The following is a 25,308-nucleotide window of genomic DNA, read 5'->3' as shown; positions in this document are numbered from 1 at the left end:
TTTTCTAATAACAAATACAAGACCTATTTTTTTCTAATAGTATAGCTTGTATTGATTGCCTCATGAGGCTTTTAGCGATCGCCCTCCCGGAGAGTGACAGAAGAGGGATACTCGCCATACATAAAATTAGATTTAGAAACTAAAGAATCTTTATTTTTAGGATTGAGGCGTTGCATAGAAGATGATTTTGGAGGCAGTCTGCAACTTTCATATATCTCTGCTTTTCATATTGCCCAAAAAGTTACCTCTGAGGTAAGGGAGTCTTAAATGGGCTATTGCTAGGTGGCAGAGTAGGTGGAATTGGGTTAATGCCAGGTATAGGAGTAGGCTCTACTTTTTTGAGGACTGTGATTGCAAATCCTCTTTGCTGGGGTTGTTGCTTACCAGATAGATCATTGACTAGCAGTCCGATTTGAGCGGGGAAGGCTTGATTGACTGGAAACTTCGTTGAACCAATTGCTGGAACGTCATTGCCGTATGGTAGAAGTTTAACCTGAATATTTTCTCCCTCTACTCTCCAACTCAGAATAGCAGATGTTCCTTCATTGAGAACCAAGTTTGGTTGTTCACTACCGTTGATTTTGAAATAGACAATCTTAAATGGTTTGGGTAATATTTGAATTTTGGATTCAGTTTTTTTAGAACTAGTTTTGTCGCTTCCATTGTTAGAAACAGCTTTAATTTCAAATGCAAAATTTCCCACTTTATTGGCTAATAAAGAAAGATTTTTACATTGCAGTTGTTGATTTTGTTGTATACATAGTTTTTTTAGTTTAGGGTCTGTAATATTGCCTTGATTAAATTTGTAAGTAACTGGTTCACCATAAGATGTACCATCATCTGCATTGCCAACAACCTGTAGTTGTGACAGCAATAATGGACGTGCAATTGTCCAACTAAAAAGAATATTTTCGCCTTTTGTATACTGTGGCTTATCTAGCTGAAAAGCAATTACTGATGCAATTGGTTTTTCCGCAATTTCTACCTGGGTAGTTTGCGTTGCTAATTGGTTATTTCGGGAAAATATTTGTATACCATTGCGATAAAAGGCTTGTAACTCAAAAGTGTAATTACCTTTTGTTTTCACTCCAGTTTTTACGTTGCTACAAATTAACTCTTGTTTATCTTGTACCTGGCAGGGAGGAATTTCATTAGCACTTCCTTTACCCAGTGTTTCAGGAATGTCATTGCTAAAGTCATAAGTAATAGGCTGAATAGGTTGGGAACCTTTAGCCGTCAAAACTAACTTTTTTAACTGTTTATATTGATGAATTTCCCAGTTTAAAGCTACCTCATCACCTTCAGTAATTTGAGAGTCATTTGCACTAAAATTTTCTAATCTCAAAGGTTCGGGGTTTAAAATTCGCCAAATGATAAATCCTATCCCTCCCAATAATCCCAAAATTGCCAAAATTAACAGAAGAAATTGCCACCAAGGACGGGGTTTCCATATCAAAGTTCCTTGAGGCAGTGTGTTCGGTAGAGGTAAATTTTGTTGGTCTTTGATATCGAGTTGAAAGTTGACCACTAGCCCTGCACCAAACCACGGTTGTCGCCACCAAGGTTTGGGTTTTACGGTCAAATTAGCCACAGCACTTCTATTAGGTAATAATCTAACTTCAGTCGGATCAAATTTGTAAGTATATAGTTCTTCTTCGTCTCGACTTTTTAAGTTTAATATCAGTTCACGGACAATATTGCCCTGGTTAGCTAGTGATAATTCGTACTTGCCAAGACTACGGCTAACTTGTCCTAAGATGGTATTAAATTCTACATCTAAGCGATAATTTGTCGGAATTTGGATATACACCAAATCCAGCAGTACTAAATCTGGAGAGTTTTCTGAATACAAGCGGATTGTCGGCGAATAGCTTCCCGCAAGAGTATCCCCAGGTGGGTGAAATTTTAACAATATTTGACCTTGCGTACCAGGATTGAGTTCTAGTGCAGTCACGTCAGACACTAATCCTGGCCCCTCAAATCCAGTGGCAGGATACTTAATTGTGAACCAATCATCGTCTAAATCTGGGCAACTCAAGCGGAATCTATCTACGAGATAAGAGCGATTGTCAACTATTACCTCTACTTGCAAAGACTCACTAGAATTGAAAATTAACGGTTTGTTGGGGTTGGTGTTAGGTCTGATGGAAAATGTCGGGTCGTTCACCCGAATTGCAGTCTGTTCTTTTAGCAGAACCTTAATTTGGTTTGCGAAAGTTATGGGAGTATCTTGTGGATAATGTAGAGGGGAATCTACGACTAGTGTGTAGTCATAGGTTCCTGGGAGAGCATTTGCGGCGATTTGAAACTCAAATCTTACTTCGTCACTATTTTGCCCTGGAGCTAATGCTAAACTTTCTCTCGGAGAACTAGACCAACCAGTTAAATTTTGAAATACTTCGTCAAAAACAAAATATAAGTCAATAACCGCACTTTGATTTCCCTGATTAATTACAACAATATAGAGTTCAATCGTATCTCCTGGCATCCCAAATTGAATTCCAGGTGGGTTGATAATAACTTGCAGTGGATTGAATTTAGCTTGCATGTCATTGATTCCCTTATTTGATGCGGTGTAATTTGACCTGAAAATCTTCATCACCACTCACAATCATGGTTCCTTGATTAGTTTTCAAATCGATACTATTGATTTTTTTATAGCTTTTGTAAATTTGTTTACCTTCTGCTGCTTTTGTTTTGTCGAGTTTATGTTCGGGAGTTAAGTACCAAACTAAGACTCGTCCATCATCGCCACCACTTACTAAAAGACTACCATCGTCACTAAATGCTAGAGTCCGCACAGATGTTTTTGATGCTGACCAACGGTCTAGTTGTGAACAATTAAGCTCATTTACTTTTTCTAGCGGATTCGGATTTTTGATAGTTTGACACTTATTTAAATCCCAAATCGTAATAAATCCCGCAGAATCAGAAGTTGCAAGGATTCTTCCTGTTGAGTCAGGAACAAAAGCTAATCCCCAAATATAGTCTTCAGGTCCAACTAATGGGTCTAGTTTTTCTAGATTTTGCACTGATAAACTTGGGAATTGTTTATCAGATTGAGTTTGATTCCACTGCCACAATATAAAACGCTTAAAGTTTCCAGCAATTACTAAAGTTTTTGCATCTGGGCTGAGATTTAATGCCCGGACTTGGAAACGTGATAGTTTTAATCTACTTTGAATGTCGATAACTTGCGGTTCTGGCAGAAAATCGCTGTTAGGCGCTGGTCTTGACCATAGTCTCACTTTACCACTGCCATACCCACTGAATAAGTTAAGTGAGTTTGAGGTAAAAGCTAAGTCAAAAACGCGATCGCCTTTTGCTTTAGGATCTTTAAGGTCTTGAAGTTGGTTAATCTTGACACCTGAAGGAACATCTCTGAGTTCAATTACACCATTATCTAAACCAACAGCAACACGATTATTTTGTAATGGCATAAAGCGTAAGACTTGTACTGCATCATCAGTAATCGCCATCAATCCTTTGGGCTGTTGCAGTTGCTCGCAAGCAAGAGGTTGTCCAGCATACCTTACTGTATCATCAGGGTCTAAATTATCTGCACCAATTCTCCAAAGTCTTAAGGTGCAATCATCTGAACCACTGACCACAGATAAACCAATACCACTAAAACGCACTGAGTTGACAGAACGGGTATGCATTACACCTCTTGGTTGCAGGATTAATGCTAAGAGTGCAGCTAAAAGTGCGATCGCAGCCAATTGTAGCCATAAAGGTATAATTGGCAGAGTCTCTACTTCTAATGTCTGCGTGGCTGGGTCTGTACTCCCTAAACGTTGGTCAGATAATTCCGATTTCGCCTCTAATAATAGAGTTTTGCCGATTCCAATCCAAGGACGTTTTGTTTTAACATCTAGGATGACTTTACTTGTCTCTCCTAGATGAAGATTGGCAGTTTCAGGAAGCTTTTTAAAACTACATTTTCGCCAGTCTCTACCTTGCACCTGCACATTAATTTCCTGGTTGAGATTGCTAGCATTTTTAAATAGTAATTCAAAGGAAGCTGTATTAGATTTCCAATTAGGCATCCATGCCGATTTACTGGGAATTTTCAGGTGTTTTTCGGTGGTAGTAAAGTCTATAAAACCTACTGGCAAAACTTCAATATTGCCTTCAGCATTAGTTGGATAACCATTATTGCTAACAGCTTCAATAGTAAAAGGATAGTTTTGACTGGGCGCTTGCACTACAGAAGGAGGTTGGCATTGGAATGTAGCTTCTGCTAAACCACCTGGATCTAAAGGTAATCGGCGTTCTGCACTGCCAACCAGCCAAGATGGATCGACGCCTGTAAAACGTAGCATTACCTCAGTTGGTTGTTGCCCCAAGTTTCGCACTCGTACTGGTATATCGACAGAATTGCGGGGATAAACTTGGAACTCTCGTACAGGTAATTCTACACTTAAATGTGTTGGTCTATTGTCTCGCTCGATTTTCAGGCGCAGCACAAGTCTGGACTGTTGTGCTAATTGCGGTGAAAAAATATTTACCATTAGGTTCACAGTACCAACAAATCCCGGAATGGGTGTATTGAATACGAAAACTTGGAAGATGGTACTACTGCCCGGTGGCTTGGCTGCTGCTACCTCTGGTTCGAGTCTATACCAGCGATATCCTGTGTTGCGGATTTCTCCAGCTGCGGTAATTTCTATTTGAAAATTGACGAAGCGATCGCTATCATTATTGACAGTTACCTCAAATGATACAGGAGTATCACCTGGACGAAAGGTTAGGTTCTGAGTAGAAAGGCTGGCATTAATAACACTTTTTTCCATGCTATTACTTATAATATTTTTTTATATTCTGCATGACTAGCACTATTAAAAAATTAATGTCTCGTGAAAACGTGACAATAGCTTTTTTCCTTTGATTATTGAAATGTATATATTATTAAATATTGTGTAATAAATTGGCCAATTTATAAAAGTCATTTTCAAAGGCGATCGCTAATAGAGATATTAGCCAAAAAGAATGTAGAGACGTAGCACTGCTACGTCTCTACAAGGGTTCTGGATAACGCATATTTAATTTCTTTTTTGGATATGGCCTCTTTGCAACGCCTTAACTCAAATTAGAATCGCTGCCCAATTCCCAAATGCACTTTGCTTTCCCCTTGGTCGTTAATGCCATAGTCAGCTCGAATTAAGCCTAGTGGTGAATTTAATCGCACTCCCGCCCCATAACCAAAACCATAACCTGGTTTATCTCGTACACCTGCCGGATTTCCTAATACAGTATCACCAGAACCTAAATCTGAGGCGAAGTCGGCAAACAATACACCGCCTACGATTGGTAAAACGGGAAAACGATATTCTGCCGAAGCTAATACATAACTGCGCCCACTGCCAACTTCTCCAGAATCGTAACCGCGCACTGAGTTGGAACCACCCAAGTTAAAGCTTTCGTAGGGCGGTAAATTTCCAAGGACAGTACCAGCTTGCACATTCACCGCAAAGACTTGTGGCTGTTTGCTGTTAAATAACTGTACTGGTAAATATTGGCTGTAATTGGCTTTGAGGCGATTCAGGGAAATATTACCTTGACCAATGGGGACAGATTGTTCTGTACTCAGACTCAAGACGGAACCTTGAGTTGGATTGAGGGGATTATCCCGTTGGTCTTTGGTGGCGGTGAAGGATACGGTAGTTAGGTCGTCAACACCAGTGCCACTCGCAGAGAGGGGATTGCCTTGAGCATCACTTGGGGTAATATTACCTTGGCGATCGCGAATACTAGTTCGGGTATAATTTAATCCTAATGAGGTATTCCAGTCGTCAATTGGTCGCTGCAAGCTGACACCACCGCCAATTTGACCTTCTCGCACTTTGTCGCCGTTAGCTAACTTAATCTTGTCATCAAAGGTTTCTGAAAGTTCCTGACTACGAAAACCATTTACAGTGTAGCCGAAGCGATCGGGGTTAGTTATCCGATAAGGACTGGTAAATTTGGTATTAAACTGCAAGTCTCGGCTACTTACACCAACATTCACACCTAAAGTATCATTCACACCACCGACATTCTGATCTTGATAGCTGATTGTACCTACCAATCCTTGATCGGCATTGTAACTACCACCCAAGTTAACACCACGCGCCCCAGTTTCTTTGAGTTGGTAGACTAAATCAAGTTTTGTCGCATCCCCTTCTAAGGCAACATTCACAGTTTCAAATAAACCAGTACGATATAGCTGTTGGATGTCTTGTTTAACGACATTTTCTTGGAAGACTTGACCGGGTTTCAACTTGAGTTGTTGTTGTAGAAAATCTGCTTTGGTGCGTCCTCCAACGGGATTACCCTTGCTATCAACGGTTTTACCCTCATCGTTGACAAAGCGAAATTTGATATCACTTACCAAGCCTTCAGCGACATTCACAGTGAGAATGCCTTGAGAACTAGGTTTAATTGATAACACTCGTGCTAAGTTATAACCATTGTCGGCGTACCACTTGTTAATTTGTGCTACTGCTTGTTGCAGTCCACTGGGACTAATGGTAGTTCCAATCTGAGATTGCAAACGTTGTTGGGCAACTTGATAGGTAAGTACTTTAGCACCAGATAGTTGCAGCGATCGCACTATCACCGGTTGGACTTGGTATACTACATTCAATCCAGCCTGTGTGCTAAAGCTATTCACATTGACAGTACTAAATAAACCTGTATTTAAAATTGCTGTTACATCTTTTTGTAGCTGGCTTTGACTGGTTTCTCCACCAGCTTGGGTTTTAATTACCTGGCGAATGATTTGCTGTAATTCTTGATTGCCTCCCACCACCTGTACATCTGTAGCTGTGACGACTAAATTGCCTTCAGTAGCAGGAGTTTTGGGGGATGAAGGGGAAAAAGAGGGAGTGGGAGGGAGTGTTACTGATGAATTTCCCTTGTCTGCTGATTTTAAGACTATTGGGGAATTTTTGTTTGCACCTGTTTGCACGGTGACAGGATTTTGGGAAAATTGTTGTGCAACTATTGTTTCTGGGGAAGCAATTGTCTCTACCCGTGCGGGAGTGTCTTCAATTATCGGCACCACCAAGTTACCAGCTTTTGCAGTTGGAGTAACGGTTTTAGCAGGTGCAGCCGTTGCTTGTTGAGCAACATTGCCAGCAGCTAAAGTAGCTAAAGTAAAAATAGCAGTAGTAGAAACTCGCATAATATTTAACCTAATTAACTGGGAGTTAGTTGTAGAGACGCTAGCGAATAGGGATAATACTAACTTCCAGTTTCCTTGTCGATTTCCCTATTTATACCTCTTACCCAAACAGACAGTTAATTTTGATATTTTGTTTCTTATGAGTAATCTATCTCGGTCATCGCTAGCTTCTAACTCCCAATCTGCAACTTCTCCTTTGCGGTTACTTGTATTAAGTAATGGTCATGGGGAAGATGTGATTGCAGTTCGGATTTTGCAAGAACTCCAACAACAACCAAACCCACCAGAGATATTTGCTTTACCTCTGGTGGGTGAAGGACGTGCTTATGAACAGTTGGATATCCCCTTTATCGGTTCAGTGCTGAATATGCCTTCTGGCGGCTTTATTTATATGGATGGCCGCCAATTGGCGCGGGATGTACGCGGTGGTTTATTGCAACTTACCCTCAGCCAAATTAAAGCTATCCGCCGTTGGGTAAGTTCTCAAAAAAAATTAGGTAATAGAAGAGCGATTTTAGCAGTGGGAGATATTTTGCCACTGTTATTTGCAACATTCAGTGGCGCTAATTATGCTTTTGTCGGTACAGCAAAATCTGAATATCATGTGCGAGATGAAGCTGGATTATTACCACGAAAATCTAAAGACGCAGGTTGGGAAAACTTTTCTGGTTCAGTTTACCATCCTTGGGAACGTTGGTTAATGACTCGTCGCCGTTGTAAGGCTGTGTTCCTTAGAGATGCGCTGACAATGGAAACATTAAAACAATGGCCAATTCCAGCTTTCTATTTGGGTAATCCCATGATGGATGGTCTAGAACCGACGTTTTCACGCCAACAATTTTATAGTCAGAATATCCACCAGCAAGAGACAGTTCGACCTTTTGTAGTAACTCTTCTTCCTGGTTCTCGTCCGCCAGAAGCATACAGCAACTGGGAAACAATTATGATTGCCGTATCTGCATTGATGGCAAGTTTTCAACAGCGAGATTCAATTTTTTATAGTTCTAACAAAGTAGTGTTTTTAGGTGCGATCGCTCCTGGTTTAGACTCTAATATTTTATCCGAAAGTGTACAATCCCAAGGCTGGCGCGCTGAATCAGCATCTCCTATCCAACTTCGCGATCCAAATGTCTTGATATTTAAACAGAGAAATGCTTATCTGTTATTAACACAACAAGCCTATAATGATTGCTTGCATTTGGGAGATTTAGCGATCGCAATGGCAGGTACAGCCACAGAACAGTTTATCGGTTTAGGCAAACCTGCGATCGCAATTCCCGGTAATGGGCCACAATATAACCTTAGCTTTGCTGAATCTCAAAGTCGTCTTCTCGGATCGTCTTTGATTTTAATCGATCAACCAGCAGAAGTAGCGAAGGTTGTACAATCCCTATTCAAAAACCCTGATAATTTGCATATTATCGCTGAAAATGGTGAGCGACGCATGGGCAAACCGGGGGCAGCACTACGTATTGCTAATTGCTTGCGGGAAAAATTTGGATAATAGGGCAGTGGGTATGGGGCATTGTGGTAGGTTATTCTCCTTGTCCCCTTTGTCCCCTCATCTCCCTTGTCCCTAATCCCTTAGGCCACCAGCCCCGAACGTAAGGCCCTCACAGCAGCTTGGGTACGGTCATCAGCACATAGTTTATTTAGAATATTACGAACATGGGTTTTGACAGTACCAACTGTAATGTAGAGTTTCTCGGCAATTTGCCCATTGCTACATCCAGCTACAATCAACTCTAGGATTTCCAGTTCCCGTTGAGTCAGAGGGTATGTTTCCAAAACTTGCTCGTATTCTGATGCCAACGCCTCAATTTTTACAGTCTTCGGCTTGTCAGAACCTTGACTTTCTCCGGGAATACCTTGGCGCATCTTCCGCAATACCACGTTGGCAATTGCCGGATCAATCCAAGAGTTACCGCCGTGAGTTGCTTGAATTGCCTCAGTTAATTTACTGATGCTCGTTTCTTTCATATAATAAGAATCAGCGCCAGCCGCGAAGGCTGCAAGTACAGCATCCTCTGTATGATCCATTGTCAAGATGAGAATCTTCGTAGTAGATTGCCCATTTTCAGCCTGGGAGCGTTTGAATTTACGAGTGAGTTCGATGCCATCCATGTCAGGCAAGCCGATATCTACTACCGCTACATCTGGCTTTGCCGTTTCTAAAAGTTTTAACCCTTGGGTAGCATTTGCCGCTTCCCCAATTACTTTCAATGCACTATGGGACTGTAATGCTGCTCGTAGCCCCATTCGCGTTAAGTCGTGATCTTCAATTAAAATAATACTAATTTCATTCATCGCTACACTCACTCTTGCGCTGTTTGCATCTTTCAAAGTACTGCCTTATATGTAACTACTATCTCTTATTTTCCCAAACTTAAGATAGATGATATTTGAACCTGTCTGCATCCACCGATAGAAATAACAAGTATCCAAAATTTTAATATTTAGATAGAGGACAAATCTAGCTTGAGATATATAGATACTTACACAAAAAGTATGAAATATTGAAACGAATGCCAAATTGCTCCTTCTTGCTGATAATTCAGCTTTGAGTTGCCATGTTCCATTTGTTAATTAATATTATTTTGGGTCAAAGTTTAAAAAAAGCTTACGAAAATGAAAAAATTACAGCAGGTGAAAGTTGCTTTACGAAAAAGTGAACGATGGTTTCGAGCGATTTTTAATCAAACCTTTGGATTCATCCGATTGATAGAGCCAATAGAGATCCTCATAGAAGGGAATCAGGTAGCGTTAAAATTTGGTGGAATCACCAACAGCAAAGTAATTCGTAGTTCTTGGTGGCGAACTTGTTTGTCTGACTCTTCACACGATATAATACAATCCCTCTGTGCGAATCCCTCCCCTTTTAGGTTTTGAATTTTTGCCTAACTTTTGTCGGGAGCCTTTCTTCAGCATTAAGACTTGGTAATTTTGCGAACATCTATAAGTTCAATATACCTGGATAAATACTAACACAGATGTGGCGATCGCTAAGAAAATTGTCGAAATTTTAGGAGCTAGGATTATTTCATATCCACAAATAGGTATAGATAGTACTTTTTTATTTATCTGCTCTAACTAACTTGATAGCTAAAACTATTCAAGCTTATGGTACACGATAATAGTATGCAACTCTCACCAATGACTGACGACGGTGGCTTGCTCACTCATTTACAATTGGTTTTAAGCTTGGTAAAGTATTTTATTTTACTTTGTATCATCTGTGTCTGCTTGTTAATTACTGAGTTTTTGCAGGACATTGGTTATTTGCTAGGAGTTTAGTTACCATCTGGTCAATTAACCAGATTGAAGATATAACAGACTGAATTCAACCCAAGGAAACGCCTGAAAGAGTGATTAACATACTACTAATGGAGGATAGGGAAGTTGATGTAATGAATGTGTTGCAGGTATGAAAGTGGATATTATGCAAAATATCTTAATCAATCAAATTACAGGTTTTAGATGTCCGAAAATTTTATATTCTTTAGTTGGATAATCTGAAAATAGAAACATTATACATCAACCTATGTTTGGCGGCGAAAATTAAAACCGATGGAAGAGACGCTGAAAATTTTGGTTGTAGACGACGATCAAGTAGACCGGATAGCAATCCGTTCTGCCCTGACTAAAGCAGGTGTTCAGATAGAATTGTCTGAAGTAGGTGATGGTAATCATGCGTTCTCTGTCTTAAGCATTACTGCTTACGATTGTGTTTTCCTCGACTATCACTTACCAGATCGGGATGCATTAACCTTGATTCAACAGCTACGTTCTTCAGAAATTAAAGTTCCTTTAGTAGTCCTAACTAGTCAAGGAGATGAACAAATTCCTCTCCAATTATTGAAAGCTGGGGCTACAGACTATCTCTCTAAATCTAGAATCTCCCCAGAAACTTTGTTGCAGGTTTTACGGAGTGCAATTCGGATTTATCGAGCGGAAATGCAGGCCGATTTGGCAAACCAGCAGCTTAGAGAAAGTCATGAACAACTCATTTGTAAGAACCAAGAATTGGAGAGACAACAGCAACAAATTCAAATGCAAAACTTCAAGCTATTGGAGGCATCACGTCTAAAATCACTTTTTTTAGCCACTATTTCCCATGAACTTAGAACACCAATGAATGCGATTATTGGTTTTTCGCAAATCCTGCTGCGTCCTAAGTTTGGTCAACTAACGCACCAGCAAGCAGATATGGTTGAGCGCATTTTGAATAATGGGAAGCATTTGCTGATGCTGCTGAATGAAGTTCTCGACTTTTCCAAGCTGGAGGGAGGAGGATTAGATTTAAAAGCAGAAAGATTCGATATATCCAAGGTAATCAATCTCGTTGTCAGTGAAATGCGTTCCCTCGCTGATGCTAAAAATCTTTCATTGTTAGTACAAACCGATTTGCAAAATCCTTTGGTATTTAACGATCCAGTTCGTGTCAAACAAATTTTGATTAACCTGCTTTCCAACGCCATTAAATTCACAGAGTCTGGTGAAATTTGGGTTGAGGTTAAGGAACTACCTGCAAATCGAGTAGTAATTATTGTTCAAGATACAGGTATTGGCATAGCTTCCAAAGATTTTAAGCATATTTTTGAAGCATTTCGGCAAGTCGATCAAACTATCACTCGCAAATATCCAGGTACGGGTCTGGGTTTGGCAATTATAGATTCGCTAGTGCGAATGATGGGCGGTAAAATATTTCTTGAGAGTAAATTGGGGGTTGGTTCAAGGTTTAAAATTGAATTGCCACGTCAAATTACATTACCGACTGTAGCAGGCAATGCTCCAGCTTCACAGGCTTCATTAGATAACGAAGATTTTTTTTGCCCTGGAAAAAATCCTCATCAGTCATCTTCTCAAGCCAGGAAGGCACCTTATAGAATATCCTAAATTTAAAAATTACTTCCACAAAAACTGATAAAAATATATAAATATAAATCATGTCTGTAGTTGAAAATAATAAAATTTATCGTATCTTAGCAGTTGACGACACTCAAGATAATCTCATTTTGGTTCAAGCAATTTTAGAAAGTGAAGGATATAAAATTGATTTAGCTTCAGATGGAATAAAAGCTTTGCGGCAAATTGAGCAATCTCCACCTGATCTGATTCTGTTAGATGTAATGATGCCGGGGATAGATGGCTATGAAGTCACACGTCGAATTCGGAATAACCCCGCAATCTCTTATATTCCCATTCTGTTGATTACTGCCTTTCATCAATCCAGCGTTGTCGAAGGTTTGGATGCTGGTGCTGACGATTTTATTCGTAAACCATTTGATACTGATGAACTACTGGCAAGAGTGCGATCGCTATTACGTCTCAAGCACAGTCTGGACGAACAACAAAAAATGGCCCGCCAACGGGAAGATTTTGTTTCCCGTCTGACTCATGATTTGCGAACTCCCCTAGTAGCTTCTGATCGCATGTTGAATTTGTTTGAAATGGAAACATTCTGCAAAATTTCGCCGGAAATGAAACAGGCGATCGCAGTCATGATTCGTAGTAACCAAAATTTGATGGAAATGGTCAACACCCTATTAGAAGTCTATCGCTTCGAGGCGGGTAAAAAAACGTTGAATTGGGAGGAATGCAATTTATGTGAAATATCTCAAGAAGTAGTCAGCGAACTAAGTCCTCTAACTAATGAAAAAAGCTTGGCTCTGGAAATTGATACCCGTAAATTAGATCCACTGAGTCCAAACGCTGGTATTATCATGGGCGATCGTTTAGAATTACGGCGAGTGTTAAACAACCTGATTGCAAATGCCATCAAATTTACAGATACAGGAGGCATAACAATCCGCATTTATGAAACATCATCTAATTCAGATGATCCAGATTCGGTAATAATTGAGGTACAAGATACAGGATATGGGATTGCACCAGAAGATCAGGCAACAATTTTCGAGCGATTTCGCCAAGGCAGAAATAAACGCTCAGGTAGTGGCTTAGGATTACATCTATCCCATCGCATTGTAGAAGGGCACGCAGGAACTATCAAGGTCACTTCTGAAGTAGGAAAAGGTAGTTTATTTACTGTGCAACTACCTAAAAACGCTTAAGTTATTCTCCTTTATCACAGATTATTTTGCGGATATTTCCCTATAAATTAGATTTAATTTTTGATGTGTTTTTATGCCCTCAAAAAAATTAAATTACCTTAAATTAGATGGATTAATTACAGTAGCATTTGAAGGTTAATCCAATCAGATATTGCTGGATAACTTGCCTCTGCCAATATTTATATACTCCCAATGGCAGATGTATTGAGAAACTAAAATAACTAGATCTACTTTTGTATCATTCTATAGATAGTAGAAATAACTATTTTACAGAGTTATTATTTAACCTATTAATGCCTGAAAAACGTGTATGCACCCTGGAATCATAACCCAGGGTCTTTTTTATAAAAACTTAGACCATCTTCATATTTTTATCATTGACTATTGTCTATCCCCACCCTCAACTCTTGCTAGGGTGGAGATGAACAGCGCTTAAAAAGGATTATAGAGTAAACTAAAATACAGACCGTTTTCTTGTAATGTTCTCTCATTTGAGTTGTTAACAGATACCAAAGGAATACCCCAGTCAAGACGAACGGTGAAGCGATCGCCCTGTGCCCAACGCAACCCCAGACCAACAGCAGCTAAAGTATTGCGATCGGGATTGTCTTCACCAGAAGTATTCCAGCCAACCCCAAAATCCACAAACGGGACAACTTGTAATATGCTATCTATCTGCGGTAAGCGCAGAATCGGTACTTGAATTTCCGCAGAAACAAAAGCGCCATTATCTGTCAGCAGGTAATCTTGACGGTAGCCGCGAATGCTATCCTGCCCACCTAAGCCAAATTGCTCTATAGGTAGAAGTTTTGTAGATGCTAGTTGCGTATTTAAACGTAATAACAATAAGCTTTCAGGAGCTAAAAGCCGTGCCCATTGTGCTTGCCCTTGCCAAGCAAAAAAACGGCTATCGGGAGCATCTTGATTAACTGTCGCATCCAACACATCTATGCCCAAACTGAATTGAGAGCGTAGGGCAACGACTTCACGACTATTACGACTCGTCCATTCTTGAAAAAATCGCAATGCAGATACCCTGGTGCGTCCCTGTTCATCAGCACCAGGTGAAAGATCAGAGGCGGGAACCCCTTCTCTCTGTAACAAGGACGAGATCTCACTTTCGCGTCGGGAAGCTGTTAACCCCAAAGCGAATTCTTGTGTAGGAGTTTGGATTATTGGCTGACGGAATGTCAGCTCGTAGTAGCGAGAAGCCGATTCGATATCTAGGATGTCGAAAGGAGGCTCAATGACATTGCTCGACGTAGTGCCATAGTTGAAGGTAAGCGTTCCGTTGCGGGGATTGAGAGGCAATGTGTAACTAGCGTCAAAGGAGTTGCTACCATCAGTATTGGTGTAGCCTACACTCAGACCATCTCCCAATCCGAGTAAGTTGGCTTCATTCAATCTTAATCCGCGTCGAAAACTGCCAACACTAGGCGATCGCCCATTATCAAGAACTATTTGCCCACTAAAGGTTTTTGCCTCACTGATTTTAACTTCTAATAGACTCGTACCCGTCCGCGATCCTGCTGAGAGTTCAGCAGTCACGTTTTGAATCAAAGGATTAAGTTGCAAAAGTTGCAGTGCTTCTAATAGACGCTGGCGATTGAGAGGCGGTGATGTGGCTATTGCTAGTCGGCTGCGGACATAATTCGGATTCAGCCGCCGAGTCCCAGTTACCTGAATATCTTCTAATTTACCTTCGACCACCTGAATTTTGACAACACGGGATTGGGGTTGGATTCTTTGGGGTGGAATCAAAGCACCAGAAGTAATATAACCATTTTTGACATATAAATCAGTGATTTTGGAACGTGCTTGAAACAATTCAGTCAGTGAGATCGGGCGTTTGGTAAATTCAGCAGTGGCTTTGGCTAACTCTTCAGCACTGAAAACTGTGCTACCAACAACTTCAAAGCGTTCAACAACAATAGTTTGAGGAAAGTTGCCAGGGAGTGGTGCATCAGGTGTGGGAGTTGGGGCAGAGGGTGGAAGTAGTTCTGCTGGTGGGGGGAGTGGCTGTGGCACTTCAGGTGAGGGAAGTGGTGAAGGTGTAGGTGGTTGGATATCCTGTGGTGGTGGTGGTGGTGGTGGATTTTGTTGTGATAGGGTGAAATCACTAGTTGGTAATTGTGTAGTATCAACAGCCTGAGCTTTCAGTGGACTTAAAGATGTACTGCTAAGTAATAGAAGCATACTCAGCGGTAAGCAGGACAGTATAAGATTCTGAGGGTATTTATCAATCATCGCACTGGACTATTCTTGTCAGTAACTATGGGATTATACGGGGACTGCTTCAGAAGTGAATCTTACTTCATGTTTTGTCGCTAAAGTTAATATCTTGAGCAAATCTCAATTTAAAAGCTAAATCATCTGGTGATTGCAGATTTAAAAGTATCAATCAGATATCTGGTGAAATTAAATTAATTATGCGTTGCCCGAAATCCTTGGTAGGGAAAAAAATTTATGTAGTCAAAGGCTTCCCTACCACTACGTGGAAGCAAGCTACGCGTAGTATCTCCGTGCTTTTTTTACAGTTTAAATCGATATCAAATTTCTGATTTAGTATGCTGCACTCAGTGTAGGTCTTTCCCTTGTACGTCTCTGAAAGATAAGCCTACACCGCTCATTGAACTACTTGCTGCCTTTTTCACTCCATACCACTTTGCTGAAACATTCCCATCAATTTACGTTTACGAGCGTGAGTTTGCATCAAGTTTTCCCGATAGCTTAACCACTCAGCTTTCTTCCCAGATTCCAAATAGGCATTACGCGCCTTTTTCAACCATTCAACCGCGTAATAATAGTATTCGGCTTTACCTGCATCCATAATCTTTTCGGCACGGCGACGAGCATTAGCAATCACCCAACCAGGATTATGAGGGATAGCAGCATCCATAACTCGGTGAATTAACTCTGAACGATCGGAACTTAGTTCACCAGCGATCGCAATTGCATCATCAATTAGCCCCTCATACAAGAATATATCTACCTTGGCTGATTCTGTTCCCCAACCACTACAAGTACGGACAATTCTCAGCAGGTCTGTTTTGACACTTTCCCAGTTTGCCCCAGCCAATTCTGCCATCTTTTGGTAATCCACAAAGGAGGGCTTTATTTCAAAAGCCGCCTTGATTGCTAATAAAGCAGCTTCACTATTACCCAACTCAACAGCTAAATCACTTGTCCAAATTCCCAATTTGTACTGACAATTACCTGATAAATTTAATCCACTCTGGGCTATATCTAATGCTTGCTGTAATGCCCCCTGAACGCTAAGTGTTTTCGCTAAAGCAAAGGCTTCTTCCATTGAGTTCATCTGGGTTTGAGCAGCATCAATTGCTTCTTCCACCCTGCCTAAACGCCCCAACATTGTCAGATATTGCTGAGTTTGCCCTTCCGCTTCTGCTAAATACAGGTATTCTTGATAACGTTCTTGACGTTCGAGAATTTTCAGGCGAATTAATGCCAAATCATCAGCATAATCTGGTACGTCTTCTTCCCAAGCCCCCCTTTCAGTAATGTTACCTTGGAGAACTTGTACCAGTGGCGGATAATCCCAACCTTGGCGTAAAGCCTCCATAACTAAACCAAAATCAGCATTCCACTCATCTTGCCAAGCTTCTAAATTTATTTGAATATCAACTTTTTCTTCTGGAGTAAGTTCCGTGCTAAGAATTGCTTCACACCAAGCATTATTTAATTCCGCGACAACTTCATCATTTTCAGCGCCGTATTCGGCAACATCATCCCAATTTTCCGCACAGGTAGAGGTAATTGCTGACAAAATAGCGATCGCATTTTCACCTTCTCCCCGTTCGCTAAAATCAACCGCAGTTTGCACTACACTCAGCAAATCTTCGCCAATCGGGTCTTCTTCGTATCCCTCCTCAAAGTAGCGCACGGTATCCTTGAGAATCTGCCGTACTTGCCGCCGAAAAGCAGCCGGATCAATAGTACTGTGGCGCACGGATTTTATAATTGTTTGGTTGTCAACAGGATTTGTCATCCAACTTACATGGCGGTCAATCGCCTCAATTAGAGGGGGGTATTCTGCTACCAACTCTTGCAGGAGCCTTTGAGTTTCGATATAATTCAGGCGATTTAGTAGTTCTTCAAGGGTAGGACGCTGCTCAATATTTTCTGAGTTACGCGCACAAACGAGCATCGTCGCAACAATGTGTTTGCACCACCCTTCATAGTCGTAGGCACAGGTGCATTTTACTGAGGTTAACCCACTACTATCGAAATTCAGGCTGACATGATAAGGTCTAGCTTCGGTGCCTATAACATCTGCCTGAAGCAAATGACCACGTAGGATAACGGCATTAACAGCACCAGCGTTATAATATGCCTCGCCCCGCTGGAAAGATTTGGCGTTGGCATGACGGCGGATAGTAAATTCACTAATTTGGGGAATAGACATCGAGCGATCGCCTGCGTAAATCTTCTGGATCAATCCTAAATCCAGCTTAGTGTTACGCTAACGCCCTGTAAAGAAAAAGGTGTGGAGATTCTGAATGAAACCGCAATTTCTATTCATTAACTAGCTTAGAACTGGGAATCAGCTTCATTGCCCTGCAAATACTCACTTAATTTCTTGTCGCTTTTCTGGGAAAACCAACCCATATAATGAAAATATCCATATTTTCGCCAGAAGTGAGTGAATCATAATTTGAGTTAGCAATACCCAAACCTGAAATCAGTGAACAGTCAACAGTAAACAGTCAGGGTAATGTAAGGTAAGGGATTTAGAGTTCAGCGATAAAACTGATAACTGATAACTGTTAAAAGGGTTGCGCTGATTGTCGGTCAAGTTGAGAATAAATAGGCGAAGCACACGGGGAAACTAACGTGAGTCAAGGATATGATTACGATTTAGTAATTATCGGCGCTGGTGTAGGCGGACATGGCGCAGCCTTACACGCCGTAAGTTGTGGTTTGAAAACAGCAATTATTGAAGCTGCTGATATGGGAGGAACCTGTGTTAATCGGGGCTGTATTCCTTCTAAAGCGCTGCTGGCAGCATCTGGACGTGTGCGGGAGTTACGCAATGCCCACCACCTCAAGTCACTGGGAATTCAAATTGGTAGCGTGGAATTCGATCGCCAAGCGATCGCTAATCATGCTAACGATCTCGTCTCGAAAATTCAAGGCGACTTAACCAACAGCCTCAAACGTCTAAAAGTCGATATCATCAGAGGTTGGGGAAAAATCGCTGGGGCGCAAAAAGTCTCTATCGTCGGAGACGGGGGTGAAAAAACCATCACAGCCAAAGACATTATCCTTTCCCCTGGTTCGATTCCTTTTGTCCCTCCAGGGATTGAAATAGATGGCAAAACTGTCTTTACCAGCGATCAAGGTGTCAAATTAGAGTCGTTACCAGACTGGGTGGCAATTATTGGCAGTGGTTATATCGGCTTAGAATTTTCTGATATTTACTCAGCTTTGGGTTGTGAAATCACCTTGATTGAAGCCTTAGATCAGTTAATGCCAGGATTTGACCGCGATATTGCCAAACTTGCCGAACGGGTGCTAATTACTCCCCGTGATATTGAAACGAAAGTCGGAATATACGCCAAAAAAGTTATCCCAGGTTCACCTGTGGTGATTGAGTTAGCAGATTTCAAAACCAAAGAAGATGTAGATGTCATCGAAGTAGATGCTTGCTTGGTGGCTACGGGACGCATCCCAGCGACCAAAAATCTTGGTTTAGAGTCTGTGGGTGTGGAAGTCGATCGCCGGAATTTTATTCCAGTAGACGATCGCATGGCAGTGCTATCAGCAGGTGAAGTCGTGCCGCATTTGTGGGCAATTGGCGACGCTAATGGGAAGATGATGTTAGCCCATGCTGCTTCTGCTCAAGGCATCATCGCGGTAGAAAATATAGTTGGGAGGGAAAGAATAGTAGACTATCGCAGCATCCCCGCAGCGGCATTTACCCACCCAGAGGTCAGCTATGTAGGCTTAACTGAAACAGCAGCTAAGGAGTTGGGACAAACCGAAGGGTTTGAAATCGCCACAAGTAGGAGTTACTTCAAAGGAAATTCCAAAGCGTTGGCAGAAAATGAAGCCGACGGTATTGCCAAGGTGATATATCGCAAAGACACCGGAGAAGTCTTGGGTGTTCACATTTTCGGACTGCACGCCTCAGACATAATTCATGAAGCGTCAGCTGCGATCGCCAACCGTCAATCTGTCCACAATCTTGCACATCTAGTTCACGCCCACCCGACACTCTCAGAAGTCCTAGACGAAGCTTATAAACGAGCCATTTAGTCATTTGTCCTCTGTCATTTGTCCTTTGTCAATAAACTAGGACAAATGACCAATGACTAATAACCAATGACTAATGACCAATGACTAATGACAAATTATGCAAATCCGTCGCCGTTCACCTAACCCAGCTATTGATGTATCGATATTGCGTTATCAGGCTGTCGTGCCTGATGCAGCACCAAACCACATCTTAGAAGAAATTGTCTGGCAGAAAGAAGTAGAATATGACCAAATGCGGGAACAAGTTCCTTTGCAAGAATTACGGAAGCGGGTACTGACTGCGCCGCCAACCCGTGATTTTGTCGACGCCTTGCGCCAAGGTAAGACTAAGCCAGCATTGATTGCCGAAGTTAAAAAAGCTTCACCTAGTAAAGGTGTTTTACGAGAAGATTTTGACCCAGTAGCGATCGCCCTGTCTTATCAGCAAGGTGGCGCTAGTTGTCTTTCTGTGCTGACAGATGTCAAGTTTTTTCAAGGTAGTTTTGAAAACTTAGCCAAGGTTCGGGCTGCCGTAGATTTGCCCCTACTGTGCAAAGAGTTTGTCGTTTATGCTTATCAGATATACTTGGCGCGGGTTCAGGGTGCAGATGCTATTTTGTTGATTGCGGCTATTTTGAGCGATCAAGATCTGAAATACTTCCTCAAAATTGCTAACAACCTGAAAATGGCAACCTTAGTTGAAGTCCATAGTTTGGCAGAACTTGACCGTGTGTTAGCTTTGGATGGGGTCTCCTTAGTAGGAATCAATAATCGCAATTTGGAAGATTTCTCTGTTGATCTGCAAACTACTTGCCAACTTTTAGCTGCAAGGGGTAGACAATTGCAAGAGAAAAATATCCTTGTTGTCAGCGAGTCAGGACTACACAACCCAGAAGATTTAAGTTTAGTGCTGACAGCAGGTGCATCTGCTGTACTCATTGGAGAATCTTTGGTAAAACAACCAGATCCCGGCGCTGCGATCGCTCGTATATTACCGAGGAATTTTTGAAAGAAACACCTCACCTGCCCCTAAAAGGTGCAGGGCTGCACATAATAGTTGAGCAATTGGGCACACTATGCGTATACACGCAGCAGTTTGCCATTAAATATCATCAATATCTTTGCCAAATCTTCATTGCTAATCAAATCAAAGCCATAAGCAACTAGTTATTTAGTATGTAACAATTTATTAACAAGAAACGAACTGTGACTAATAAAAAATCCCAAATATGAAATCAAAATTTAACTTCATGGAGCAAATTCCTCTACCTTCGCCTATTCACTACGAACTTATACTTCAACTCTTAGAAAGACAAACTATGTTAGCAGTAAATGATAACCCAGATTTACGGCATCAGGTGAATCAGCTAATTATTACTCTCCGGAAAGCTGCTGTACAGCAAAAGCGACTAGAAGAAATTTGCGAGTTTTCCTCTGTAGCTATCGATCACCGTTGGTCAATCAATCATCATAACGATAGCAAAGTTGTTGCCCCCGATTGAAAAAAATTGTCATCTTTAGAAGATTTGAGTTCTGAGAAAGTTCATCTTGATTTAGACAAATCTGTAGATCAGTTAAAATAAAATATTGATAAGATTCTCTCTCGAATTTAACGAAAGATGAAATACAACAGCATTGATGAACTCCTCAGAAATAATCAGGCTTGGGTTGCCGAAAAGCTAGCTCTAGATCCAACTTACTTTCAACAATTATCTAATGGACAAACACCACCTTTTTTATACATTGGGTGTTCTGATAGTCGTCTGGCATTAACAAAGTTTACCCGTACAGAACCAGGAGAGTTATTTGTACATCGTAATATTGCCAATCAAGTTTCTCTAACAGATATAAACTTTTTAGCCGTTTTAGAATATGCAATTTTACACCTGAAAGTGGAACACATTATCGTTTGTGGTCACTACGATTGCGGAGGAATTAAGGCAGCTTTAGAAGGGAGAACTATCGGAATTCTTGATAACTGGGTAAATCCAATTCGGGAACTGTATTTAGAGAAACAAGAAGAAATTGACGCCTTGCCAACAAGAGAAGAACGTCTGAATCGCTTGGCAGAAATCAATGTTGTAGCGCAAGTGAAAAATCTTTACCAAACTTCCATCATGCGTCAAGTACTCCATGAGCGAAAAGCACCTATGGTTCACGGCTGGGTATTAGATATACGCACTGGGTTAATCAAAGATTTAAACGTTTCAACTGTGCAATGGCAATTACACATCTGCCCCTTGCTTCTAGAGTTTAGACTCTATACGATGTTAAAAAGTTAGAGTTAATTCAGTATTTACCCCACACAAAAGCTTACATTAGAGACTTGATAAATATTGTTTTTACAACTTTTATTTAGATATCGGGTTTTCTTGGGTAGTGTTTATGTATATTTCAAAAATAAAATAGTATTCTTAGAAATTTTTGTTTAATTAAAGTTACGAATACAAAGTAGTTAATTTTATAAACTTTTTTATAGAGGCAATTCATGAATTGCCTCTATAACAATCATTAACACAGATATTGGTACGCTTAACCTACTTCTACAAAGAATTATTTCTTAGCAATTATCCACACTGCATGAATAATACCAGGAATGTAACCAAACAGCGTCAAAAGTATATTAATCCAAAAGTCTATACCAAAACCTACTTGTAAAAAAACTCCCAAAGGCGGCAGGAAAATGGCACACAGAATCCGAACTAAATCCATTTAAACCTCCTGTTAATCTCAGAAAAAACAGCTTGTTGGCAAACTAATTTACCACTGTTCAAGCATATTTGTACCTCTCAAAGATAACATTCCCTCTCTTAATCTAGATAGCGCTTAAGATACGGTAAACCGCACTCAACACATTAGCCACCGCTAATTTTGGCTTTGTAACCTAGCTTGGTCAAAATCTCAACAATTTTCTGTTTGTGTTCGCCCTGAATTTCAATTTCGTTGTCTTTAAGTGTCCCACCTGTCCCACACTGGGTTTTCAACTGCTTCACCAAATCTGCTAAGGTTTCGGGTTTGGCTTGAAAACCGCTAACGACTGTGACGGTTTTACCTTTGCGTCCTTTGCGGGAAGCCTGTACTTTCAGATTTTGTTGTTGTGGGGGTAGTTCTGGAATCGGTCTTTCTGTGGCGGCGGAGTTGTCATTGCCAAATTCGCGGTAGACAAAGCTTTTGTCAGAAGATTGAGACTTGGAAGAAGACATAAAATGAATGTTTAAGAAAAATTTCAAAGGCAGTGGAAACTTCTACGCAACCATTCTGCTGGGATACAGTTTCTAGGCTAACATTACACATCCATACATCATAACCAAACTGACGTAATACTTGAACTAATTCAGGGAAATGGCTTGTCTATATCTATAATTAAACCTAATCTTACCTAAACCATCTCAAACTCTAATTGATGACTCTTGAGAAAATCATGGGTGAAATGATCTACCCTATTGGTATCAGCTAGTTCTAAATTATAAAAATCCACAGCTTCATGGTCAAAATGGGGGCCAGCGTGCCAAGTACCCTCGTGTAGCTTGATAAAACAATTCCCCGGAATGCGGAAAGCAGCAATATCTTCTAATGCTGGTTCATTCACATCATTATGAGGAGGACAAACTGCAATTAACCAATCCTTCCCTTCCAAAGAACCCAGACATTGAGTGCATTCCACATGACGAGTAATTTTGTGGAACTTTCGCCCTATCTTCTCCAACCGCATAATATAAAATCGTGGAATCCCGTTTTGCAGGTTTAACTGGGCATCTTCCCCATCATAAGTTTTGCCATCAAGACTTGCAAAAATCACCTGTCCATAACGTCCAAAGTTTTCAGAAGTCACCCATTGTACCTGCAATTGTTGCACTGTCTTTGGTGTACTCATATTAAATCTTTAAGAGAGATTATTTAGGTTTATTTTCCCCCAAAACGACTTAATTTTATACAGCCATTATGGTGATTTCTTTTATGAAAAAATAACTTTAGCTAGCTAGATAACTACGTACTTGTTCCTTTTGGCGTCGGAGGAGACTGAGAGCTTTTTGTTCTATCTGACGCACCCGTTCTCGACTAATACCCATGCGATCGCCAATCTGTGCTAAAGAAAGTTCATACCCATCAGTTAGACCAAAGCGCAGAGTTAATATTTCTCGCTGCTGGGGAGACAGCTTTGCCAATAAGTCTTGTAAATCTTGGTGGAGAGATTCTTCAACGGCATAATCTTCAGGAGAAGGACCATCATCCTCCAATATGTCCTGCAATTCTGTATCTTGTTGTTCCCCAACTCGTGCCTCTAGAGAGAAGGGTTGTCGGGCTAAGTATAAACACTCTCGAACTTGGCTAGGTGTCAAAGATAAGGCAGTAGCAATTTCAGCAGTACTAGGAACGCGACCTAACTGTTGAGATAATTCTCGCTGCACCCGTTTAATTTTGTTCAGTTTCTCAAAGACGTGGATAGGTAAACGAATTGTACGTCCTTGTTGAGCGATCGCCCGTGTAATTCCTTGACGAATCCACCAATAAGCATAAGTAGAAAACTTGTAACCAAGAGCGGGATCAAATTTATCCACCCCCCGTTCTAAACCTAAAGTACCTTCTTGAATTAAATCCATAAATTCTAGGTTCCGGTGCTGGTATTTCTTTGCCACAGCTACCACTAACCGGAGATTAGCCTGAATCATTTTCTGCTTGGCCTGGTGTCCTAAATTTAGCTGTTGCTCTAGTACCTCCACACTTAACTCCACCCGATCTGCCCATTCTTGCAGCGTGGGTTCGTAGTTTAATGTCACAGCCAATTCTTCCTTAGCAGCTAATAAATTCATCATCTGCTGCACGTGTTGGGCAAAAATAACCTCTTGTTCGCGAGTCAACAAATCTACACGCCCGATCTCTTGCAGATAACTACGCACAATATCATCTGTAGCTCGAGGCTTTTTATCTGCGGCTAAACTTTTTTTCTTCGTTTTTTGAACTTCGGTATGTGGAGATGTTAAGTTGCTCATGGTTATTTGCTCCTCTGTAACCTCATCAATTTATTGGTATCAAGTCTAGATATTCAGACCCACAGTCATTTCACACTGTTAATTAATAGATATCTTGCAAAAGTACTTAACACCCCATCCCTTAATTTCCTTCCACTTTCGGGGAGGGGAGATAAAGCTACGCTTTGGCGGGGTGGGGTTTTTAATTTGTAATTTATGCAAGAGGTCTAATCAATTTGCAACACTGATGAATTCTGGTCTATGATACATTACAAGTTAATTCTTGGAGATAATAAACCCAAAATCAACCTACTCCTTAATAATAACATCATCACCAGTCACAAATCAATTACCTAAAGTATCATTAGCATATCCTTTTAAGTAATTACATTCCTTTATCATTTATTTTCGCATATAAAATACAATTAACAATTAAATTTAGTTTCGTTATACAATGGTGTTACTGGAAAAAGTAAAAGTTACGAAGGATTTCATTATCTAAGAGATAAATTATTAATAGAAAATTTTAAAATATCACAAAAATTTCATTCATTGATATGCTCATAATTTTTTTATCAATAGATGTAATCCCCTTAAATAAGAACTTATTAAATATAAAATATCCATTTTTCACCTCATTTTTTTATAATACAATCTAATCATATCAAGCCAGGTACATAGCGGGATCCTTAAACGTGAAAGAACTTCACCTGCTCTCCTTCTTTAATAACAGCTTACTTTAAGAATCTGGTCAAATACTTAGTAATTAGGCATCTGGTGAAATTAATTATGCAGTATCCAGAACACTTGCACAGATGTAGCAGCGCTACATCTGTACATT

Annotated in this window: 18 protein-coding genes; 8 read left to right on the top strand and 10 right to left on the bottom strand. The window is 40.6% G+C overall.

Annotation, left to right across the window (positions count from 1 at the left end):
* Nucleotides 1–241: 241 nt before the first annotated feature.
* The 3 genes from RMY16_RS07920 to RMY16_RS07910 form a co-directional block, all read right to left on the bottom strand.
* The gene (locus tag RMY16_RS07920; protein WP_322735917.1) at nucleotides 242–2,548 is read right to left on the bottom strand and encodes a hypothetical protein; all 2,307 of its coding nucleotides are present in this window, start codon (nucleotides 2,546–2,548) and stop codon (nucleotides 242–244) included.
* A 13-nt stretch (nucleotides 2,549–2,561) separates the two neighbouring features.
* On the bottom strand, nucleotides 2,562–4,796 hold the full coding sequence (locus RMY16_RS07915; RefSeq protein WP_322735916.1) for a hypothetical protein: 2,235 nt from the start codon (nucleotides 4,794–4,796) through the stop codon (nucleotides 2,562–2,564).
* A gap of 296 nt (nucleotides 4,797–5,092) precedes the next feature.
* The gene (locus RMY16_RS07910; RefSeq protein WP_322735915.1) at nucleotides 5,093–7,168 is read right to left on the bottom strand and encodes an outer membrane protein assembly factor; all 2,076 of its coding nucleotides are present in this window, start codon (nucleotides 7,166–7,168) and stop codon (nucleotides 5,093–5,095) included.
* A gap of 139 nt (nucleotides 7,169–7,307) precedes the next feature.
* Between RMY16_RS07910 and RMY16_RS07905 the strand changes: the two genes are divergently transcribed.
* Nucleotides 7,308–8,672, top strand: coding sequence for a lipid-A-disaccharide synthase-related protein (locus tag RMY16_RS07905; RefSeq protein ID WP_322735914.1), 1,365 nt, complete (start codon nucleotides 7,308–7,310; stop codon nucleotides 8,670–8,672).
* Nucleotides 8,673–8,752: 80 nt separating this feature from the next.
* On the opposite strand, the gene RMY16_RS07900 is transcribed toward RMY16_RS07905, so the two are convergent.
* Nucleotides 8,753–9,475 (bottom strand): response regulator transcription factor, encoded by a 723-nt coding sequence (locus RMY16_RS07900; RefSeq protein ID WP_289794814.1) that lies wholly within the window; start codon nucleotides 9,473–9,475, stop codon nucleotides 8,753–8,755.
* A 321-nt stretch (nucleotides 9,476–9,796) separates the two neighbouring features.
* On the opposite strand from RMY16_RS07900, the gene RMY16_RS07895 reads away from it, so the two are divergent.
* The 3 genes from RMY16_RS07895 to RMY16_RS07885 all read left to right on the top strand — a co-directional run bounded on the left by RMY16_RS07895 (nucleotide 9,797) and on the right by RMY16_RS07885 (nucleotide 13,239).
* Entirely contained in the window at nucleotides 9,797–10,057 is a 261-nt protein-coding gene (locus RMY16_RS07895) for a hypothetical protein (RefSeq protein ID WP_322735913.1), read from the top strand.
* A gap of 678 nt (nucleotides 10,058–10,735) precedes the next feature.
* Nucleotides 10,736–12,064, top strand: a complete 1,329-nt coding sequence (locus RMY16_RS07890; protein ID WP_322735912.1) for an ATP-binding protein — start codon at nucleotides 10,736–10,738, stop codon at nucleotides 12,062–12,064.
* Between the two features lie 50 nt (nucleotides 12,065–12,114).
* On the top strand, nucleotides 12,115–13,239 hold the full coding sequence (locus RMY16_RS07885) for a hybrid sensor histidine kinase/response regulator (protein WP_322735911.1): 1,125 nt from the start codon (nucleotides 12,115–12,117) through the stop codon (nucleotides 13,237–13,239).
* A gap of 432 nt (nucleotides 13,240–13,671) precedes the next feature.
* Here the strand turns inward: RMY16_RS07885 and RMY16_RS07880 are convergent, their stop codons facing one another.
* Together RMY16_RS07880 and RMY16_RS07875 are read right to left on the bottom strand one after the other, a co-directional pair.
* Nucleotides 13,672–15,435 carry a ShlB/FhaC/HecB family hemolysin secretion/activation protein gene (locus RMY16_RS07880; RefSeq protein ID WP_416211654.1) on the bottom strand — a complete coding sequence of 588 codons (1,764 nt, stop codon included), beginning with the start codon at nucleotides 15,433–15,435 and terminating at the stop codon, nucleotides 13,672–13,674.
* 454 nt (nucleotides 15,436–15,889) lie between these two features.
* Nucleotides 15,890–17,665, bottom strand: a complete 1,776-nt coding sequence (locus tag RMY16_RS07875; RefSeq protein WP_322735919.1) for an SWIM zinc finger family protein — start codon at nucleotides 17,663–17,665, stop codon at nucleotides 15,890–15,892.
* 428 nt (nucleotides 17,666–18,093) lie between these two features.
* Between RMY16_RS07875 and lpdA the strand changes: the two genes are divergently transcribed.
* The 4 genes from lpdA (at nucleotide 18,094) to RMY16_RS07855 (ending at nucleotide 21,779) form a co-directional block, all read left to right on the top strand.
* Nucleotides 18,094–19,518 carry a dihydrolipoyl dehydrogenase gene (gene lpdA / locus RMY16_RS07870; RefSeq protein WP_322735909.1) on the top strand — a complete coding sequence of 475 codons (1,425 nt, stop codon included), beginning with the start codon at nucleotides 18,094–18,096 and terminating at the stop codon, nucleotides 19,516–19,518.
* A 97-nt stretch (nucleotides 19,519–19,615) separates the two neighbouring features.
* Nucleotides 19,616–20,506, top strand: a complete 891-nt coding sequence (trpC, locus tag RMY16_RS07865) for an indole-3-glycerol phosphate synthase TrpC (RefSeq protein ID WP_322659364.1) — start codon at nucleotides 19,616–19,618, stop codon at nucleotides 20,504–20,506.
* 241 nt (nucleotides 20,507–20,747) lie between these two features.
* On the top strand, nucleotides 20,748–20,999 hold the full coding sequence (locus tag RMY16_RS07860) for a DUF5340 domain-containing protein (protein ID WP_322659782.1): 252 nt from the start codon (nucleotides 20,748–20,750) through the stop codon (nucleotides 20,997–20,999).
* Nucleotides 21,000–21,116: 117 nt separating this feature from the next.
* Nucleotides 21,117–21,779 carry a carbonic anhydrase gene (locus RMY16_RS07855; protein WP_322659366.1) on the top strand — a complete coding sequence of 221 codons (663 nt, stop codon included), beginning with the start codon at nucleotides 21,117–21,119 and terminating at the stop codon, nucleotides 21,777–21,779.
* A 271-nt stretch (nucleotides 21,780–22,050) separates the two neighbouring features.
* Here RMY16_RS07855 and RMY16_RS07850 read toward each other — a convergent pair whose 3' ends face one another.
* From RMY16_RS07850 to RMY16_RS07835, 4 genes are all read right to left on the bottom strand, one after another.
* Complete coding sequence (locus RMY16_RS07850; protein WP_179065728.1) at nucleotides 22,051–22,209, bottom strand: YqaE/Pmp3 family membrane protein; 159 nt, start codon at nucleotides 22,207–22,209, stop codon at nucleotides 22,051–22,053.
* A gap of 143 nt (nucleotides 22,210–22,352) precedes the next feature.
* Complete coding sequence (locus tag RMY16_RS07845; protein WP_322735908.1) at nucleotides 22,353–22,700, bottom strand: translation initiation factor; 348 nt, start codon at nucleotides 22,698–22,700, stop codon at nucleotides 22,353–22,355.
* 176 nt (nucleotides 22,701–22,876) lie between these two features.
* The gene (locus RMY16_RS07840; protein ID WP_322735907.1) at nucleotides 22,877–23,371 is read right to left on the bottom strand and encodes an ureidoglycolate lyase; all 495 of its coding nucleotides are present in this window, start codon (nucleotides 23,369–23,371) and stop codon (nucleotides 22,877–22,879) included.
* 97 nt (nucleotides 23,372–23,468) lie between these two features.
* Nucleotides 23,469–24,488, bottom strand: coding sequence for an RpoD/SigA family RNA polymerase sigma factor (locus tag RMY16_RS07835; protein ID WP_322735906.1), 1,020 nt, complete (start codon nucleotides 24,486–24,488; stop codon nucleotides 23,469–23,471).
* Nucleotides 24,489–25,308: the final 820 nt, after the last annotated feature.

This window comes from Nostoc sp. DedQUE12b (genome assembly GCF_034530835.1).
Lineage (GTDB): Bacteria > Cyanobacteriota > Cyanobacteriia > Cyanobacteriales > Nostocaceae > Nostoc.
The sequence above is the reverse complement of the archived record's forward strand: the minus strand, read 5'-3'. Positions and strand labels throughout refer to the sequence as shown.